Below are 17,698 nucleotides of genomic sequence, written 5' to 3' on the forward strand. Positions count from 1 at the left end.
CGACCAGCGGGCCCCAACCATCACTGTCGTCCCGGGCAAGCCCTGCGGCGCGAAGCGCCGGCGGGCGCCGACCCGGGACCCATACCGCGTGATGTCGCTTGAGGCAGGGCGAAAGTTGACGTTGTGCCCAGCACACCTATGGATCCCCGCTTTCGCGGGGACGACGCCGTCTTTGGAGCGGCACACCGGCCGTTAACAGCTCACCCGTACACGAACGCCGGATCATCCAGATCGATCGCCGGGATCTGATCCTTCTCGCTCCAGTAGTCCTGGCTGTGCTGCCACTCCGGCTTGTCGCCGCGCTTAGGCAGCAGATGCATGTTGCGCATCATGTAGCCGGGGTTGAAGTTCTCCGGGTCGATCCATGGCAGCAGCGGCATGTTGTGATCCTCCGGGCGCAGCGCCGGCACGACCTTGCTCACACCTTTTTCTTTCATGTGCGCGAGCAGGCGGCACACGAAATCCGCGACAAGGTCCGTGCGCAACGTCCAACTGGCGCGGAAATAGCCGAACACCCAGGCCAGGTTCGGCACGCCGGTGAACATCATGCCGCGATAGGTCACGGTGTCAGCGAAGTCGAGCGGCTTGCCGTCGATCGTAAACGCGATGTCGCCAAGCACGCAGAGATCGAAGCCGGTCGCGGTGACGACGATGTCGGCGTGCAGCTCGTCGCCAGACTTGAGCTTGATGCCTGTCTCGGTGAACCGCTCGATCTCGTCGGTCACAACCGAGGCTTTGCCGCTCTTGATGCCCTCGAACAGGTCGGCATCCGGCACGAAGGCGATGCGCTGCCGCCACGGACGGTAGCTCGGCGTGAAGTGCTTGGCCGTGTAGTCGGGTCCGAGGATGGCGCTGATCTGGCCGATCAGCTCCTTCTTCACCTGGTCGGGCTCGGTCAGGCAGCGCTTGGTGAACCAATCCTGTTCGAACAGGATCTTGCGCCTGACGATCTCATGGATCCATTCCTCCTTCACCTGCAGTCTCCGCAGCTCCTCGGCCAGCTCGATCGCATTGCGGCCGACGCGGAAGTAGGTCGGCGACCGCTGCAGCATCGTCACATGCGCGCATTGGCCGGCGATCGACGGCAGGATGGTCGCGGCCGTCGCACCGGAGCCGATCACCACGACCTGCTTGCCCGTGAGATCGAGATCCTCGGGCCACAGCTGCGGATGGACGATGCGGCCCTTGAACTTCACCATGTCCGGCCACTCCGGCGTGTAGCCCTTGGAGTGTCGGTAGTAGCCCTGGCACATCCAGAGAAAATTCGTTGTAAAGGTGACGGGCTGCTGATCCCTGCCCTTCACCGCATGAACCGTCCAGAGATTGGTCGCGCTCGACCAGTTCGCGGACAGGATGCGGTGGCCATAGCGAATGTGGCGGCCGAGGTCGTTCTCCTCGATCACGTCGCCCATGTAGTTGAGGATTTCTTCCGCAGTCGCGATCGGCGGCCCGACCCATGGCTTGAAGCTGTAGCCGAACGTATGCAGGTCACTGTCGGATCGGATGCCGGGATAGCGGTGCGTCCGCCAGGTGCCGCCGAAGCTGTCCTGGCTCTCCAGGATCACGAAGCGCTTGTCAGGCATCTGCTTGGCCAACTGATAGGCGCTGCCGACACCGGAAATGCCGGCTCCGACGATGAGCACGTCGAAATGTTCGGTCGCGTGAGAGGACGCGGCCTCCCGGATGGGCGCGATGACGTTCATGGGAGTCCCTGGGCTTTGGTCTTGATGTTGTTTCCTCGCGCGACAGGCTGAACCCGATCACGACGATGGTCAACCCGCGACCGCGAGCCGCAACCCAGCCCTGAACGATCTCAATTTCCGCTGAGCGGCATGCCCCATTGCCGCGCGGTCTGTGCGACCCAATCGCGATATAGCGTGAGCGGCGTGACGCCGGTCATGCCGCCGCAGCCGTCGCCGAGATTCGGTCCGGTCGACCATGAGATGACGCCGATCAGCACCTGACCTTGCGGCTGCGTCTCGAAAGCAGGCCCGCCGGAGTCGCCGGTGCAGCCGCCCAATCCGGGCCGCACGCCTTGCGTCGCCGGATCGACGAGCCGGATCTGCAGCGTGCCCGGTTTGCCCGTCGCAACCAACGCCGCCCCGCGCACCATGCCGCCGCTCTTTCCGTCGCCTGGGACAGCGACACCGATCCCTGCGACCGTGAACGCATTGCCGGCGGCAAGCGGCGGCTGCGGCACGCCAAGCGCCGCTGGCACGCGCTCTTTCACGGGCACCTCCAATTCCAGCAGCGCGACATCGGCGGTGGCGCGATGCGCCACGATGGCCTGCACGCTGAAGCTCGGATGCACCGCCACCCGTCGGACCGTCTTGAGAACCGGCTTGCGGTCACGATCGTATTCCACGATGCGGTAATCGAGCCCCGGCTGCACGCAATGTCCGGCGGTCAGCACCAGCTTCGGGGCAATCAGTGCGCCGCTGCAAAAATTGCCGCGCGAGCCGACGATCGTGACCACGGAGCGGCCGATGCCGTCATTCAGCGCCGGCGCGTTGCCGACGATGGCAAGGATTGGCGATGGCGCCAGCAGGACGGCGGCTGCAATGATTGCGTGAGACGGCTTCATCGCGGCAGCAATAGCGGCTGCGGCCGATATCGCCAAGTGCGGCGTCCCGTGCTAGCGATCATCCGGGGATCGAGGGAGGACGGGACTGACATGGTCGAGGCGGTGATCTTTGATTTCGGTGGCGTGATGACGACATCGCCGTTCGACGCCTTCGCGCGGTTCGAGAAGGAGCGCGGCTATCCTGCCGACATCATCCGCAACACCAATGCTGCCAACCATCTCGAGAACGCCTGGGCGAAATTCGAGCGCGCCGAGATCGACCTCGACACTTTCGACCGGCTGTTTGCGGAGGAGTCGCTGGCGCTCGGTGGCGCAGCGGTCAGCGGGCGCGAGGTGCTGCCGCTGCTCGCCGGCGATCTCCGGCCCGGCATGGTCGAGGCGCTCCGCCGCATCAAGGCGGAGTGCAAGACCGGCTGCATCACCAACAATCTGCCGGCGAACGCAATCGGCAGCCAGGGCGGCCGCTCGTTGTACGTCGCGGAGGTGATGGTGCTGTTCGATCACGTGATCGAATCGGCCAAGATCGGGCTGCGCAAGCCCGATCCGCGGATCTACCGGATGATGACCGAGACGCTCGGCGTCAGCCCCGCGGACTGCGTCTACCTCGACGATCTCGGCGTCAACCTGAAGCCGGCGCGCGAGATGGGCATGACGACGATCAAGGTTGTCAGCGCATCGCAGGCGATTACGGAGCTGGAAGCCGCGACGGGACTGCGCTTGCGCTGATCGTCATTGCGCGGCGCTCTTGCGCTGAAGCGAGCCGGAGGCTTCGCGGGATTCTGGATTGCTTCCGCCTTCGCCCTTTGGGCTTCGGCGGACACGTCGCTGCGCTCGCAATGACGAGGATCTCAATAGTTCGTTTGTTTCGCCCGCTCGGGAAATGCGGCCGCCAGCGCCGCTCCGTCAGCCTGCAGCACGCCGCGCTCCGTGATCAACCCCGTCACCAGCCGTGCCGGGGTGACGTCGAAGCCGTAGTTCGCGACTGGCGAGCCCGGCGGAACGATGCGCACGGTCTCGATGCGACCGTCGGCGGTGCGGCCGGTCATCTCTGTCACTTCCTGGGCGCTGCGCTGCTCGATCGGGATCTGCCGTCCTTCGGCGACGGCGAAGTCGATCGTCGGCGACGGCAGCGCGACATAGAACGGCACGCCATTGTCGTGCGCGGCCAGTGCCTTGAGATAGGTGCCGATCTTGTTGCAGACGTCGCCATTGGCGGCGACGCGGTCGGTGCCGACGATGGCGAGATCGACCATCCCATGCTGCATGAGATGGCCGCCGGTGTTATCCGGGATGACGGTATGCGCCACGCCGTGATGCCCGAGTTCCCAAGCGGTCAGCGAGGCGCCTTGATTGCGCGGCCGTGTCTCGTCGACCCAGACATGGATCGGAATGCCGCGATCGTGCGCAAGATAGATCGGCGCGGTCGCCGTGCCCCAATCGACGGTCGCAAGCCAGCCGGCATTGCAGTGGGTCAGCACGTTCACGACTTCGCCCGGCTTCTTGCGCGCCGCGGCCGCCTCGATCAGCGCGAAACCGTGCGCGGCGATGCCCTGGTTGATCGTGACGTCCTCGCCGGCAATGTCGACGGCGCGCGAATAGGCCGCATCGCGCCGCTCCGACGGTGCCAGCCGGCGCAGCATCGTGCTCATCGTGTCGAGCGCCCATTTCAGGTTGATCGCCGTCGGCCGCGTCGCGATCAGCATCTCGTAGGCGCGGTCGATGCCAGGATCGGAGCGGTCGTCGCGCATCGCCAGCGCCATGCCGAACGCGGCGGTGGCGCCGATCAGCGGCGCACCGCGGACCAGCATGCCGCGGATCGCGTCCGCCGCCTCCTCGCATGTCGTGATCTTCGCCACCACGAACTCGTGCGGCAATCGGCGTTGATCGATCGCGCAGACCGACCAGCCGTCGGAGTCGAGCCAGATGCTGCGATAGTGCCTGCCGTCCACCTTCATGTTCGATCTCCCCTCAACCACGCAAGATACGGCCTGCGATCGCATCGAGCTTCTTCAGAAGCTCGGGATCGCGCGCCTCCGGCGCAGTGATCAAGGCGGTGTCGAGCGCTCGGTCGGAGCCGATCGGGCACGGTTCATGCTCGCGCGGAAACTCCTGGGCGAGCCGCGCCACCAGCGATTTCGCCTTGTCGGCGTTGGTGGTGAGCACGCGAATGATATCCTGCACGGTGACGGCGTCGTGATCCGGATGCCAGCAGTCGAAGTCGGTCACCATCGCGACCGTCGCGTAGCAGATCTCGGCCTCGCGGGCGAGCTTCGCCTCCGGCATGTTGGTCATGCCGATGACCGAATAGCCTGACGCCTTGTAGGTCATGCTTTCGGCATAGGTCGAGAATTGCGGCCCCTCCATGCAGACATAGGTGCCGCCGCGCGCGATCGCGATGCCCTCGGCCTCGGCCGCAGCCGCGAGATGAATCCGCAACCGCGGTGAAACCGGATGCGCCATCGAGACGTGGGCGACACACCCCCTGCCGAAGAACGAGCTCTCGCGCTTGTAGGTGCGATCGACGAACTGATCGACCAGCACGAAGGTGCCCGGCGGGAGCTCTTCCTTGAACGAGCCGCAGGCCGACAGCGACACCAGGTCGGTGACACCAGCACGCTTCAGCACGTCGATATTGGCGCGGTAATTGATGTCGGACGGGGACAGCCGGTGTCCCTTGTCATGGCGCGGCAGGAACACGATCGGCAGGCCCGCGATCGTCCCCCGGCGTACCGGCGCCGACGGCTCACCCCAGGGACTCGCGATCACCTCTTCGCGGGCATCTTCCAGTCCCGGCAGATCATAGATGCCCGAGCCGCCGATAATGCCAAGCACAGCCTTCGTCATGACGTCCCCATCTCCAGCGGAGACGAGAATGCCAGCTTTGCGGCGAATTGAAAACAGCGACGCAGTGATCCGCGGGGCATGGCAACTGGGTCAGGCGGCCTTCGCTGCCGCCAACTGACCGCTCACCAGGCGCTCCAGCGTTGCGATGGACTGGAAGTTCTCCGGCGTGATCAGCTCCTGCGGAATGGTGAAATCGAACCCCGCCTCGATCGCCAGCATCAGGTTGACCATGTCCATCGAGGTCAGCCCGACATCGACGAGCTTGGCATCCGCCGCCACGTCGGCGGCCGTAGAATTCTGCGCGAGGATATCACGCACGAGCGCCACGATCCTGCGACTGACATCGACATCGAAACTCGGCATGGGGTCCTCTTCACTCGCGACTTGTTCCGGCGCGTCGGATCTGATCGACGCACGCGCAGGGGAGATAACGCAATTCGGCGTCGAAAGAGTTACGCCGCATCCCCATTCCAGTCTGAACTCGTCTTAACGCTAACGGCTTGGTCCAAAATTCTCGGATCGAACCAACCGGAAATTAACCCCCACCCGTCGATTGCGCGGCGTTTACCCTGAATTTCGTCGACGCATTTGAATCAAATCCATACCCTGCGTTGCAGCCCAGAGAAGGCGCAGCGCATCGGCCTGCTACTGCGGATGGGCGTGCCGCTCTCTCAAAGAGACAAGATCCGGAGTATCGATCGACCATGACTCTCCAGGGAACCGCGCTTCGCAACCCGATCCCCGACGACGGCGACAGCCTCCTGCTCGATCGCAGCTCCTTATTCGTCCAGCGGACCGCCGCTGTTGCGACGCAGGCCGCGGCGGAAGCCGAAGAGGTCGACCGTGACGGCCGCTTCCCGAAGGCCGCGATCGATGCGGCACGCGAGCACAGGCTGCTCGGGATGCAGATTCCCGTCGAGTTCGGTGGCTTCGGCGCCTCGATCCACGACATTGCCGACGTCTGCTATGCGCTCGGGCGCGCCTGCGCCTCCAGCGCCATGATCTTCGCCATGCACCAGACCAAGGTCGCCTGCCTGGTTCGTCACGGCCGCGGCAATCCCTATATGGAATCGCTGATGCGCCGGATCGCCGCCGAGCAGCTGCTGATGGCCTCCTCCACCACCGAAGGCCAGAACGGCGGCAATATCCGCGCGAGCGCCGCGGCAGTCGGCCACGAGGGCGAGCGAATCACGCTCAACCGCGATGCCACGGTCATTTCCTATGGCGCTGAAGCCGATGGCCTCGTCACGATCGCCCGCCGGGCCGATGGCGCTGCCGCGTCCGATCAGGTGCTGCTGGCGCTGACGAGGGACGACTACACGATCGCGCGCACGCTCGGCTGGGAAACGCTGGGCATGCGCGGCACCTGCTCGACCGGATTCGCGCTCGAGGTGAGCTGTCCCTCCGACCGCATGTTCACCGAGTCCTATGATCGCATCCACGGCCAGACGATGACGCCGTTCGCACATCTGTGCTGGTCGTCGGCCTGGGCCGGCATCGCTGCGGCTGCCGTGGAGCGCGCCCAGCGCTTCCTGCGCAAGGCCGCACGCGGCGCCGGCGGACAGATGCCGCCGGCAGCTGCGCATTACACCGCGGCGAAGATGGCGCTGGCCCGGCTGCGCGCAATGATCGTCACCAACATGGATGCCTTCGTCGCCCACGAATATGACGAGCGGGCGCTGAGCTCGCTCGACTTCCAATCCTCGATCACGCTGTTGAAGGTGCAGGCCTCGGAACTTGCCGTCGAGACCGTGATGCACGCCATGCGCGCCTGCGGCCTCTCGGGTTATCGCAACGACGGCGAGTTCTCGATCGGCCGCCACCTCCGAGACGTTCTGTCGGCGCCGATCATGATCAACAACGACCGTATTCTCACAAGCATTGCCACGGCCAACTTGATGAGCACGGTACCGACCTCGCTCCATGAATGATCACGCCGATCGCAGCCATTGCCTCCACTCAGGATTTGCAGAATGACGATTCCCGTTCTCCCGCAGTCGCCCGAGATTGCGCCCCAGCCGGCCGATGCACTGGATCATTTGACCGGCGCCCTGTTCCATCGCATGGGGGCAGATGGCGTCTATGCGCGGACCGCGCTGTATGAAGGCGTGGTGGAGCGGCTCACGACGCTCATCACGCGACATCGCGAGCCCGGCACGGAGGTCATGCGCTTCCCACCGGTCATGAGTCGCGCCCAGCTCGAGAAGTCGGGCTATCTCAAGAGCTTTCCCAACCTGCTGGGCTGCGTCTGCGGCTTGCACGGCACCGAGCGGGACATCCACGAGGCCGTGGCACGTTTCGACAAGGGCGGCGACTGGACCACCTCGCTGTCGCCGGCCGACCTCGTGCTGTCCCCCGCGGCCTGCTATCCGGTCTATCCGATCGCGGCGAGCCGCGGCGCCCTGCCGGTCGGCGGCCTGCGCTTCGACGTCGCGGCCGATTGCTTCCGCCGCGAGCCGTCGCGTTATCTCGACCGCCTGCAGTCGTTCCGGATGCGCGAATATGTCTGCATCGGCACGCCCGACGACGTCTCGGCATTCCGTGACCGCTGGATGGTGAAGGCGCAGGCGATTGCCCGCGATCTCGGCCTGTCGTTCCGGGTCGATCACGCCAGCGACCCGTTCTTCGGCCGCGTCGGCCAGATGAAGGCGGTCAGCCAGAAGCAACAGGCGTTGAAATTCGAGCTGCTAGTGCCGCTGCGCTCGGAAGAGCAGCCGACCGCCTGCATGAGCTTCAACTATCACCGCGAGCATTTCGGCACCACCTGGGGCATCGTCGACGCCGATGGTGCACCGGCGCACACCGGTTGCGTGGCCTTCGGCATGGATCGCCTCGCGGTCGCGCTATTCCACACCCACGGCATCGATCCGACGCGCTGGCCGTCGCGCGTACGGGAAGCGCTGCAGTTCGAGCGCCAGGCAAGCACCGTCGGCTGACGCCACGAAGCCGCCGTCGAGGGATCGGCAGAACATCTCATGGGCGCGCCCAAGCCGCCGATCCGGTGCCGCGAGATCGGAGACTCCGATCTGGACGCGATCACCGATCTCTTGACACGCGGCTTCCCCCGGCGGCCCCGCGGCTATTGGTCGAGCGGCCTGCAGCGGCAAGCCGCGCGCTCGACGCCCGACGGCTATCCACGCTACGGCTATCTGCTCGAGCAAGACGGCAATGCGGTCGGCGTCCTGCTCGTTATCTACAGCGATCGCGGCACGCCTGCGGAGCCGCAGATCTGGTGCAATCTGTCGAGCTGGTATGTCGAACCTGCCTTTCGCAACTACGCGACGATGCTGACGAGAATCGCACAGCGTCGGCCGGAGGTCACTTACGTCAATATCAGCGCCGCAAGGCAGACCTGGCCGATCATTGAGGCGCAAGGATTTCGCGCCTATTGCAGCGGCCTGTTCTTTTCGATGCCGACGCTGTCGCTGGCTGGCCTCAGTTCGCCGGTTGAGAAGGTCAGGGCAGACGCCCGCACCGTGGATGGCGTTCCGTCGGATGAGGCCGAATTGCTGATACGCCACGCGCGCTATGGCTGCCTCAGCGTGGTGGTGCGATCGACGGCGGGCCCTGTTCCGCTGGTGCTGCAGAAGGTCCGCATCCGGCAGGGACGCTTCGCATTGCCTGCGATGCAGCTGATCTACTGCCGCAGCATCTCCGACTACGTTTCCTGCGCCGGTACCGTCGGCCGCCTGCTGCTGCGTCGCGCCGCCGTTTCTGTCATCATCGACGCTAACGGGCCGATTGACGGTCTCGTCGGCATCTACACCGAGCGGCGCGGCCGGAAGTACATCAAGGGACCGCAGCCGCCGCGCCTCGGCGATCTCAGCGACACCGAGCTGCCGCTGTACGGCCCCTAGCTCAGGCGGCTGCCCTGACCTCATGCGCATAGTCCCAATACAGCCGGCGCGCACGGCTGAACACCGGACCGATCGGCAGGGCCCGGTCATCGATGCGAATGACCGGTGCGACCTTGGCGAAATTGCCCGACGAGAAGATCTCGTCGGCGGCCAGGAAGTCCGCATAGCGCAGCGTGGTCTCGACCACGCTGACGCCGTCGGCTCGCAGCAGCTCGGCCACGCGCTGGCGGGTGATCCCGTTGAGAAACGTGCCGTTCGGCACCGGCGTGAACACCACGCCGTCCTTGACCATGAACACGTTGGCATTGCCGAACTCGGCGACGTTGCCGAGCAGATCGAGCATCAGGCAATTGTTGAAGCCGCGCGAGGCCGCCTCGATCAGCGCGCGCGAATTGTTCGGATAGAGGCAGGCCGCCTTGGCATCGACCGGCGCGCACTCGGCGGTCGGCCGCCGGAACGGCGACAGCGTGATGGCGTTGCCCGTCGGCTGCGGCATCGGCGCTTCATAGATGCAAAGGCACCAATTGGTGGTCTCGGGATCGAACAGGACACCGCCGCCGGCGCCATGCTGCGCCCAGTACATCGGGCGGATGTAGAGCTCGGCTCTCGCTCCGAACCGCGCGATCCCCTCCCGCGCCAACCCCATCCAGGTCTCGACGTCCACCACCGGCTTGAGCCGGAAATTGATCGCGGACTGATTCACGCGCGCGCAGTGGCGATCGAGATCTGGCGTCACGCCTTCGAATGCGCGTGCCCCGTCGAACACGGTCGACGCGAGCCATGTCGCGTGGGTCCGGACGCCCATGATCGGCGCATTGCCCTCGCGCCATTCGCCGTCGAAGAAGGTCCAGGTCTGCGAGTAGCTGACAGGCTTGACGATGTGGGTCATGGCGGAGCTCCCGTTCGGCATCGATCGTGTCTGCACTTCTGGCGTGAACATTTTAAGGATTTCCCCGTCGCGACCTGCTGCTCACGATCGATTCACTGCTGATGGGCACAATGCCCGATGCCTTGGTTAACTGGAGCTGTCATGCCGCTCGACCCTCGCGCCCAGCGCCTGCTTTCGATGGTGGCTGCCGCTGTGCCGGAAAGCCAGGAGCGTCCGGGCCCCGCGCAGCGGCGGCGGTCGCTCGCCAAGCTGATGCAATTCGCCCGCAACGACTGCGGTGCCGTCATCACGCGGGACGGCAATTTCTCCGGGCCCTCCGGGCTGCTTCGTTATCGCCTGTATACGCCTGCAGCAGGCCCGGATGATACTGGGGCGCCCCTCCCCGGCTTCGTCTACTTTCACGGCGGCGGTCTCGTGGCAGGCAGCATAGACACGCACGACAAGGTCGCCGCCGCGCTTGCCGCCGCCTCCGGCTGCCGGCTGCTCTCGATCGACTACCGCCTCGCGCCTGAGCACAAGTTCCCCGCAGCGATCGAGGATGCGATCGCGGCGGTTCACTTCGCCATCGATCGCGCGGCCGCGCTCGGCATCGACGGCAGTCGGATTGTGATCGGCGGCGATTCCGCAGGCGCCACGCTCGCCGCCGCCGTTTGTCAGCAGGCCGTCGGCAGCACCGATCTCAGGATCGCGCTGCAGTGCCTTATCTGCCCGGTGCTCGATTTCTCCAATTTCTGGCCGTCGCGCGAGCTGTTCGGGACCGGCCACCTGATCGACAGGGCGACCTGGCAGGCCGACCTCGCCGACTATCTGGTTGGCGAGGTCGATGTCGCCAATCCACTGATATCGCCGTTGTGCCGTGAGACGCTGGCTGGGCTTCCCCCCGCCGTGATCCACACCGCGGAATTCGACGCGATGCGTGACGAGGGCAATGCCTACGCGGAACGGCTCGCGGAAGCTGGTGTCACGGTCGCGCATGTCTGTCACAACGGCATGGTCCACAATTTTCATGCGCTTGGCGCGATCCTGCCGCAGGCCAAAGCAGCACTGGATCTGGTCGGACAGCAAATTCGGTCCCTCCTCCCGGTCCCAACCGCACGCTAATTCGAAGCTTATCGGCCACACATCGTTAGGGTTATTTCGTCGTTCTTGTCGCGAATTATTGCCCGCTTCACGCCTGCGCTCCTACAACGACACCCCTCGCGGAATACGTGCAACCTGCATTGTGGACGGATGCTGGAGTGGAGATCGCCGATGCGCAATGAGACGATTGCAATCCACGCCGGCTATGAACCGGAGGCGACCACCAAGGCCGTCGCGGTTCCGATCTATCAGACCGCCGCCTACGCCTTCGACAGCGCCGATCACGGCGCCGCGCTGTTCAATCTCGAAGCCGAGGGCTATCGCTACAGCCGGATCTCGAACCCAACCACGGCAGTGCTCGAAAAGCGCGTCACCGAGCTCGAGGGCGGCGTCGGCGCGCTCGCCGTCGGCACCGGGCAGGCTGCGCTTCACTTCGCATTCGTCAATCTGGCCGATGGCGGCGGCAACATCGTCTCGGTGCCGCAGCTCTATGGCACCACGTACACGCTGCTCGGGCACATCCTGCCGCGCCAGGGCATCACCGGGCGCTTTGCCGAAAGCGATGCGCCCGATGCCATCGAGCGTCTCATCGACGAAAACACCAAGGCCGTGTTCGCCGAGACGATCGGCAATCCTGCCGGCAATGTCTGCGACATCGAGGCGCTGGCGAAGGTTGCGCATCGCAACGGCGTGCCGCTGATCGTCGACAACACCGTCGCAACACCGATCCTGCTGCGGCCGTTCGATTACGGCGCCGACATCGCGGTGCATTCGCTGACCAAGTTTCTCGGCGGTCATGGCACGACGCTGGGCGGCATGCTGGTCGACAGCGGCAACTTCCCCTGGAAGGATCATGCCGACCGTTTTCCCGCCTTCACCCAGCCCGACGCGTCCTATCACGGGATGGTCTACACCGATCATTTCGGCCGCAGCGCCTACATCCAGCGTGCGCGCAGCGTCTATCAGAGGACCATGGGCGCGGTGCTGTCGCCGTTCAATGCCTTCCTGCTGCTGCAGGGCATCGAGACGGTCGCGCTGCGCATGGAGCGCCACGTCGAGAATGCGCAAAAGGTCGCCGAATTCCTGCGCAACGATCCGCGCGTGGCGTGGGTCAACTACGCCGGCTTCGCCGACAGCCGCTATTACCCCCTGGTCCAGAAATATCTCGACGGCCGGGCGTCGTCGCTGTTCACGTTCGGGATCAAGGGCGGCATGGAGGCGGGCAAGGCGTTCTACGACTCCCTGAAGCTCGTCACGCGGCTGGTCAATATCGGCGATGCGAAGTCGCTGGCCTGCCATCCCGCATCGACCACGCATCGGCAGATGCCGCCGGACGACCAGCGCAAGGCGGGCGTCCTCCCCGAGACGATCCGGCTGTCGATCGGCATCGAGCATGTCAGTGACATCATCGAGGATCTCGACCAGGCTCTCGCCCAGGCCTGCCCTCGTCCGCGTCAGTTGGATGCGGCGGAGTAGAGCGATCAGCCGATGACCCTGCTGTTCGACCGACATCGCAGGATCGCGAGCCCTGCCCTCGCGCCCGCCGAGTTCGACGACCGCAGAGGGCGCCCGATCGAGCTTTCGATCGGCCTCGTCAACAACATGCCGGACAGCGCCCTGAAGGCGACCGATCTCCAGATCGCCCGCCTGCTGCAGCAGTGCGCGCCGCAGCACGTCCGCATCCGCCTGCACTGCTTCTCGCTGCCCTCCATCTTGCGCTCGCAAGCGGCCAGGAGCCACGTCGCCCAGTCCTACGCGGACATCGGGTCGCTCGATCGGCTCGGCATCGACGGCCTGATCGTGACCGGCGCCGAGCCTGTCGCCGCGGCCTTGCGCGACGAGCCCTATTGGTCGGACCTCACCTCCGTGATCGACTGGGCCAGAACCAACACGCGCTCGACCATCTGGTCGTGTCTCGCGGCCCACGCGGCCGTGCTGCACCTGGACGACATCGAGCGGCAGCGGCTTGCGAGCAAATGCTCCGGCATCTTCGACTGCGTGAAGGTCCAGGACGACTGGCTCACGCACGGCATCCATTTGCCGCTCAAGGTGCCGCACTCCCGCCTCAACGCCGTCAACGAGCCGCTGCTGGCGGAGCGCGGGTACGACATCCTGACGCGGTCGGAGGAGGTCGGCGTCGACATTTTCGCGCGCTCGATGCCGAGCCGGTTCGTGTTCTTTCAGGGCCATCCCGAGTATGACGCGCTCTCCCTGCAGCGCGAATACATGCGTGACATCGCGCGGTTTCTCGCCGGGCAGCGCGACGACTACCCGCGGCTGCCGAAATCCTATTTCAGCGCCGAGAGCGAGGCGGTGCTCAACGCGTTCGAGTGGCGGGCCAAGGAAAGGCGCGACCCGACGCTGGCGGCCGAGCTCCCGGGATTGACGCTGCGGCCCGATCTCGCCGCCGAAAGCGCCGCGCAGACGCTGTTCAGGAACTGGATCGGCCATCTCGGGCAAACCGGATAGCGCCACAGCCCGCCTTTCATCGGGGGCGATCGCACAATCGCGCGCTATCTGTTAGATTGGCACGACACACTTCGCTTGCAAGGTTCCGATGGCCCGACGCACCGGCAGCGCCGATCTTCCGCTCCATTCCGGGCGCGTCCCGGCCTGGCTCGGCACGCGCATGGCCTCGCTCGGCGCCATCATCACCCAGGCGATCGTGCATCATTACGGCCGCGACGAATTCCTGGCGCGGATGTCGCATCCGTTCTGGTTCCAGTCGTTCGGCGCCGTCATGGGCATGGACTGGCATTCCTCCGGCATTACCACGAGCGTGATCGGCGCGCTGAAGCGCGGGCTGAAGCCGCTGTCCGGCGAGCTCGGCATCTACGTCTGCGGCGGCCGCGGTGAGCATTCGCGCAAGACGCCCGACGAGTTGCGCCTGCTCAGCGACCGGCTCGGCCTCGACGGCGAGGAGCTGGTCCGGACCAGCAAGCTCGTCGCCAAGGTCGACAGCGCCGCGGTGCAGGACGGCTTCGACCTCTATCTGCACGGCTTCTTCGTCACATCGGACGGCAAATGGTCCGTGGTGCAGCAGGGCATGAACGGCGACGCGCGCCAGGCCCGGCGCTACCATTGGCATTCGCAGCAGCTTGCGAGCTTCGTCGACGCGCCGCACAGCGCCATCGATGGTCCCGTCCAGGGCGAGATCGTCAACCTCACCGACAAGCGCGCCGCGCCGTCGCGCCACGCCCAGCTCGAGCTGCTCACCGATCTCGGCCCCGACCGCGTCGTCACGGAGTTCGAACGGCTGAGCACGCCGGAGCCCGCCCAGGGCCTGCTGCCGCATCTTGTCATGCCCGCGCATCACGACGTCAGGCCGAAGGACGTGTTCGCCCGCCGGCTGCACGGCACGCTCGCGGCGGCCGCCGAGCGCGGCCCGGTCGACTTCCCCGACCTGCTGCTGACGCCGGGCGTCGGCGCCCGCACCGTGCGCTCGCTCGCCATGGTCGCCGAGGTCGTGCATGGCGCGCCGTATCGATTCAGCGACCCGGCACGGTTCTCGCTGGCGCATGGCGGCAAGGACCGGCATCCCTATCCGGTGCCGATCAAGGTCTATGACGAGACCATCCGCGTGCTCAAATCGGCCGTCGGCAACGCCAAGCTCGGCCGCGACGAGGCACTGTCGGCGCTGAAGCGGCTCGACGAGCAGGCCCGCCGGCTGGAGCGCAGCGCGACCGGCCCCTCGCTCGATGCCTACATCGCGACCGAGCGCGCCGCCTCGCCAGAGCTCGACGGCCGTTCGGTGTTCGGCTGGGAGCGCGACCTCATCCAGCGCACCGGCGAGGCATGAGGCGATGCCGGCACGCAGCGCGGGCGTGCTCGCCTTTCGCAGGACCTCCAACGGATTGGAAGTGCTCCTGGTGCATCCCGGCGGCCCGTTCTGGCGCAACAAGGATCTCGGCGCCTGGTCGATCCCGAAGGGCGAGTTCGGCGCCGGCGAGCAGGCCGAGGCGGTGGCGCGGCGCGAATTTGCCGAGGAGCTCGGCACGACGCTGACGGCGTCGCTGCTGCCGCTCGGCGAGATCAAGCAGCGCGGCGGCAAGGTGGTCGAGGCATTCGCCGCCGAGACCGACCTCGATGCCGGCAGCATCACCAGCAACGCGTTCGAGCTCGAATGGCCGCCGCGCAGCGGCCGTATCCAGCGCTTTCCCGAGGTGGACCGCGCCGCCTGGTTCGACCTCGCCGAGGCGAGGGTCCGGATCAATCCGGCGCAGGCCGCGCTGCTCGACCGTCTCGTGGAGATCGGCGGAGGGTGAGCTGTCACCATCCGCCGCCGACGTCACGCCGCGCGGACGTTGCCGAGGAATCGCCCGGTCTGGGTCTTGAGCTGATCCGACTGGCTGCCGAGCTGCGAGGCCGCGCTCAACACCTGTGCCGCCGCGGCGCCGACCTGGCCGGACGCCTCGCGCACGCCGACAATGTGCTGCATGACCCCCTGCGTGCCCTGCGCCGCCTGCTGCACGCTGCGGGCGATTTCCTTGGTCGCAGCGCCCTGCTCCTCGACCGCGGCTGCGATCGCGTCGGTGATCTCGTTCATCTGCCCGATGGTCGCGCCGATCTCGCGGATTGCGTTGACCGTCGAGCCGGTGGCGTCGCGGATGGCTTCGATCTGGCTGGTGATCTCCTCGGTCGCCTTGGCGGTCTGCGCCGACAGCGCCTTGACCTCGTTGGCGACGACCGCGAAGCCCTTGCCGGCCTCGCCGGCACGCGCCGATTCGATGGTGGCGTTCAGCGCCAGCAGGTTTGTCTGGCCGGCGATGGTCTGGATCAGCGCCATCACCTCGCCGATCTTCTGCGACGCGTGGACCAGCCTGTCGACCATCGCCTCCGTCCGCGTCGCCTGCCCGACCGCGTTCTGGGCGATCGACGACGACTGCGTGACCTGCTTGGCGATCTCCTGGATCGATGACGACAACTGCTCGGCGGAGGCCGACACCGTCTGCACGTTCTTGGCGGTCTGCTCGGCGGCCGCGGCCACCTTCGCGCTCTGATCCGTCGTGCCGGCGACGATGCTCGACATCGATTGCGCGGAGGTCTGCAGCTCGCCGGCCGCGGTCGCGGTGGTCTGGATCACGCCGCCGATCGAGCGCTCGAACTCGTCGGCGATCCGCACCAGCACCGTGCGGCGCTCCTCAGCGGCCTGCTGCTTGGACTGCTCCTGCTCGGCCCGGAGGCGCTCGCTCTCGGCGAGATGGTCCTTGAAGATCTGCAGGCTGCGCGCCATGCGGCCGATCTCGTTCCTGCGATCGGTGAACGGCACCTCGAGGCCCAGATTGCCCTTGGTCAGCTCGTCCATCACGACGCAGGTGCGGTCGAGCGGAACGACGACGCTGCGTCCGAGCCAGAAGGCGACGACCGCGGCGACCAGCAGACCGGCAAGCGCGCCGAAGCCGGCCCACATCGCACGCTGATAGACGACTGCGTCGATGTCGTCGACATACACGCCGGCCTGGATCGCCAGCATCTTGTCGCCGCTGCCATAGGCGCCGACGTAGGACATCTTCGGCAGCTCGGTCGTCCCCCCGGCGCGCGGCACCTTGTACTCGACGAAGCCGCCGCCGGCGCGCGCCGTGCGCACGATGTCCTGGATCAGGAGCTTGCCGGTGGAATCCTTGAAGTCCCAGCGGTTGACGTTGATGTATTTCGGGTTGGCATGGACATAGGTCACGCCCGCATCCGACGATCCGGTTCCGTAGACGCCGAGATAGTCGTTGTACTGGCCCCAGCGCATTGCGCCGATCGCGGCGTAGGCCTGCTGCCGCGCCTGCTCCGGCGCGACCTTGCCGGCGGTCGCCGCGGCGTCATAATAGCTCAGCACCTTGACGGCGGACTCGACGAGGTTGCGGACCATGGTCTGCCGCTCCTCGAGAACGGTTCCGCGCAGCATCAGGATCTGCATGGCGGAGACGGCGAACAGTGCGATCGACATCACGGCGATGATCGCCGCGAGACGCTGATAGACAGTCAGGTGTCGCATTTTCTGGTTCTCGTTGCGTGGACTGTATGCACGATACCAACCCTACATTAATGGTTTGCTATCCGTGCCGTCCGAACGCCGGCGAACTAATTAGTCTTTGGGCTGAAAACGTCCGTTCACGCGAACTTATGCCAGAGAACAACCAGCACGACATTACGCGACGATCGCTCGAATTAACATGCGATAATTGAAAGGGCCGGTTCTCACCAGTTCCACCCGATTGGGTGTCGAGTCCCACGGAGTTGCGTTGTCGCGGCGCGTCAGGCGCCCGAGCTTTGTGCAGCGAAGCCCTCACGGCATCGAGGGCGCAGGGAAGACCAGGCATCGGCTGATTCCTGCGGCCCCCGTGCGGAAAGGAATGCACGGGGCAGGAACCACAGGTCCTATGGGGCGGCGGGTGGTCAAGAAGGGTTAGGATTGGATTTCCGAACCATCCGGCCCTCGGAGGATCAAGATGA

Annotated in this window: 16 protein-coding genes; 9 read left to right on the plus strand and 7 right to left on the minus strand. The window is 65.8% G+C overall.

Annotation, left to right across the window (positions count from 1 at the left end):
- Nucleotides 1–200: 200 nt before the first annotated feature.
- Both QX051_RS29310 and QX051_RS29315 read right to left on the minus strand, forming a co-directional pair.
- Nucleotides 201–1,703, minus strand: coding sequence for an NAD(P)/FAD-dependent oxidoreductase (locus tag QX051_RS29310; RefSeq protein WP_315778499.1), 1,503 nt, complete (start codon nucleotides 1,701–1,703; stop codon nucleotides 201–203).
- A 110-nt stretch (nucleotides 1,704–1,813) separates the two neighbouring features.
- A complete protein-coding gene (locus tag QX051_RS29315) occupies nucleotides 1,814–2,584 on the minus strand; it encodes a S1 family peptidase (protein WP_316227616.1) in 771 nt (256 codons plus the stop codon).
- A 90-nt stretch (nucleotides 2,585–2,674) separates the two neighbouring features.
- Here QX051_RS29315 and QX051_RS29320 point away from each other — a divergent pair, with 90 nt between their 5' ends.
- Nucleotides 2,675–3,310: an HAD-IA family hydrolase gene (locus QX051_RS29320; protein WP_315778501.1), complete on the plus strand. Its 636-nt coding sequence runs from the start codon at nucleotides 2,675–2,677 to the stop codon at nucleotides 3,308–3,310.
- Between the two features lie 122 nt (nucleotides 3,311–3,432).
- On the opposite strand, the gene mtnA is transcribed toward QX051_RS29320, so the two are convergent.
- The 3 genes from mtnA to QX051_RS29335 all read right to left on the minus strand — a co-directional run bounded on the left by mtnA (nucleotide 3,433) and on the right by QX051_RS29335 (nucleotide 5,791).
- Nucleotides 3,433–4,539 carry an S-methyl-5-thioribose-1-phosphate isomerase gene (gene mtnA / locus QX051_RS29325; RefSeq protein ID WP_315778503.1) on the minus strand — a complete coding sequence of 369 codons (1,107 nt, stop codon included), beginning with the start codon at nucleotides 4,537–4,539 and terminating at the stop codon, nucleotides 3,433–3,435.
- A 13-nt stretch (nucleotides 4,540–4,552) separates the two neighbouring features.
- A complete protein-coding gene (locus QX051_RS29330; protein WP_315778504.1) occupies nucleotides 4,553–5,428 on the minus strand; it encodes an S-methyl-5'-thioadenosine phosphorylase in 876 nt (291 codons plus the stop codon).
- Nucleotides 5,429–5,518: 90 nt separating this feature from the next.
- Nucleotides 5,519–5,791, minus strand: a complete 273-nt coding sequence (locus QX051_RS29335) for a phosphopantetheine-binding protein (RefSeq protein WP_315778505.1) — start codon at nucleotides 5,789–5,791, stop codon at nucleotides 5,519–5,521.
- Nucleotides 5,792–6,132: 341 nt separating this feature from the next.
- Here QX051_RS29335 and QX051_RS29340 point away from each other — a divergent pair, with 341 nt between their 5' ends.
- Genes QX051_RS29340 through QX051_RS29350 form a run of 3 tightly spaced genes read left to right on the plus strand, consistent with a single transcriptional unit; the run spans nucleotide 6,133 to nucleotide 9,285 of the window.
- The gene (locus QX051_RS29340) at nucleotides 6,133–7,359 is read left to right on the plus strand and encodes an acyl-CoA dehydrogenase family protein (protein WP_315778506.1); all 1,227 of its coding nucleotides are present in this window, start codon (nucleotides 6,133–6,135) and stop codon (nucleotides 7,357–7,359) included.
- A gap of 42 nt (nucleotides 7,360–7,401) precedes the next feature.
- Nucleotides 7,402–8,364, plus strand: coding sequence for an amino acid--[acyl-carrier-protein] ligase (locus QX051_RS29345; RefSeq protein ID WP_315778508.1), 963 nt, complete (start codon nucleotides 7,402–7,404; stop codon nucleotides 8,362–8,364).
- A gap of 39 nt (nucleotides 8,365–8,403) precedes the next feature.
- Nucleotides 8,404–9,285, plus strand: a complete 882-nt coding sequence (locus tag QX051_RS29350; RefSeq protein WP_315778510.1) for an acyl-CoA acyltransferase — start codon at nucleotides 8,404–8,406, stop codon at nucleotides 9,283–9,285.
- 1 nt (nucleotide 9,286) lies between these two features.
- On the opposite strand, the gene QX051_RS29355 is transcribed toward QX051_RS29350, so the two are convergent.
- Nucleotides 9,287–10,174 (minus strand): branched-chain amino acid aminotransferase, encoded by an 888-nt coding sequence (locus tag QX051_RS29355; protein ID WP_315778511.1) that lies wholly within the window; start codon nucleotides 10,172–10,174, stop codon nucleotides 9,287–9,289.
- Nucleotides 10,175–10,315: 141 nt separating this feature from the next.
- Between QX051_RS29355 and QX051_RS29360 the strand changes: the two genes are divergently transcribed.
- The 5 genes from QX051_RS29360 (at nucleotide 10,316) to QX051_RS29380 (ending at nucleotide 15,519) form a co-directional block, all read left to right on the plus strand.
- Nucleotides 10,316–11,275, plus strand: coding sequence for an alpha/beta hydrolase (locus tag QX051_RS29360; protein ID WP_315778512.1), 960 nt, complete (start codon nucleotides 10,316–10,318; stop codon nucleotides 11,273–11,275).
- 150 nt (nucleotides 11,276–11,425) lie between these two features.
- A complete protein-coding gene (locus QX051_RS29365) occupies nucleotides 11,426–12,730 on the plus strand; it encodes an O-acetylhomoserine aminocarboxypropyltransferase/cysteine synthase family protein (RefSeq protein WP_315778513.1) in 1,305 nt (434 codons plus the stop codon).
- A 12-nt stretch (nucleotides 12,731–12,742) separates the two neighbouring features.
- On the plus strand, nucleotides 12,743–13,723 hold the full coding sequence (locus QX051_RS29370; RefSeq protein WP_315778514.1) for a homoserine O-succinyltransferase: 981 nt from the start codon (nucleotides 12,743–12,745) through the stop codon (nucleotides 13,721–13,723).
- An 88-nt stretch (nucleotides 13,724–13,811) separates the two neighbouring features.
- Nucleotides 13,812–15,053, plus strand: a complete 1,242-nt coding sequence (locus tag QX051_RS29375) for a DUF763 domain-containing protein (protein WP_315778515.1) — start codon at nucleotides 13,812–13,814, stop codon at nucleotides 15,051–15,053.
- Between the two features lie 4 nt (nucleotides 15,054–15,057).
- A complete protein-coding gene (locus QX051_RS29380) occupies nucleotides 15,058–15,519 on the plus strand; it encodes an NUDIX domain-containing protein (protein ID WP_315778516.1) in 462 nt (153 codons plus the stop codon).
- Nucleotides 15,520–15,542: 23 nt separating this feature from the next.
- On the opposite strand, the gene QX051_RS29385 is transcribed toward QX051_RS29380, so the two are convergent.
- Nucleotides 15,543–17,240, minus strand: coding sequence for a methyl-accepting chemotaxis protein (locus QX051_RS29385; RefSeq protein WP_315740622.1), 1,698 nt, complete (start codon nucleotides 17,238–17,240; stop codon nucleotides 15,543–15,545).
- Nucleotides 17,241–17,698 lie beyond the last annotated feature (458 nt).

This window comes from Bradyrhizobium sp. SZCCHNR1053 (assembly GCF_032381235.1).
GTDB lineage: Bacteria > Pseudomonadota > Alphaproteobacteria > Rhizobiales > Xanthobacteraceae > Bradyrhizobium.

Coding starts and splice junctions, on each gene's coding strand:
- QX051_RS29310 (WP_315778499.1), bottom strand. CDS start 1,703: ATGAACGTCATCGCGCCCATCCGGGAGGCCGCGTCCTCTCACGCGACC.
- QX051_RS29315 (WP_316227616.1), bottom strand. CDS start 2,584: ATGAAGCCGTCTCACGCAATCATTGCAGCCGCCGTCCTGCTGGCGCCA.
- QX051_RS29320 (WP_315778501.1), top strand. CDS start 2,675: ATGGTCGAGGCGGTGATCTTTGATTTCGGTGGCGTGATGACGACATCG.
- mtnA (WP_315778503.1), bottom strand. CDS start 4,539: ATGAAGGTGGACGGCAGGCACTATCGCAGCATCTGGCTCGACTCCGAC.
- QX051_RS29330 (WP_315778504.1), bottom strand. CDS start 5,428: ATGACGAAGGCTGTGCTTGGCATTATCGGCGGCTCGGGCATCTATGAT.
- QX051_RS29335 (WP_315778505.1), bottom strand. CDS start 5,791: ATGCCGAGTTTCGATGTCGATGTCAGTCGCAGGATCGTGGCGCTCGTG.
- QX051_RS29340 (WP_315778506.1), top strand. CDS start 6,133: ATGACTCTCCAGGGAACCGCGCTTCGCAACCCGATCCCCGACGACGGC.
- QX051_RS29345 (WP_315778508.1), top strand. CDS start 7,402: ATGACGATTCCCGTTCTCCCGCAGTCGCCCGAGATTGCGCCCCAGCCG.
- QX051_RS29350 (WP_315778510.1), top strand. CDS start 8,404: ATGGGCGCGCCCAAGCCGCCGATCCGGTGCCGCGAGATCGGAGACTCC.
- QX051_RS29355 (WP_315778511.1), bottom strand. CDS start 10,174: ATGACCCACATCGTCAAGCCTGTCAGCTACTCGCAGACCTGGACCTTC.
- QX051_RS29360 (WP_315778512.1), top strand. CDS start 10,316: ATGCCGCTCGACCCTCGCGCCCAGCGCCTGCTTTCGATGGTGGCTGCC.
- QX051_RS29365 (WP_315778513.1), top strand. CDS start 11,426: ATGCGCAATGAGACGATTGCAATCCACGCCGGCTATGAACCGGAGGCG.
- QX051_RS29370 (WP_315778514.1), top strand. CDS start 12,743: ATGACCCTGCTGTTCGACCGACATCGCAGGATCGCGAGCCCTGCCCTC.
- QX051_RS29375 (WP_315778515.1), top strand. CDS start 13,812: ATGGCCCGACGCACCGGCAGCGCCGATCTTCCGCTCCATTCCGGGCGC.
- QX051_RS29380 (WP_315778516.1), top strand. CDS start 15,058: ATGCCGGCACGCAGCGCGGGCGTGCTCGCCTTTCGCAGGACCTCCAAC.
- QX051_RS29385 (WP_315740622.1), bottom strand. CDS start 17,240: ATGCGACACCTGACTGTCTATCAGCGTCTCGCGGCGATCATCGCCGTG.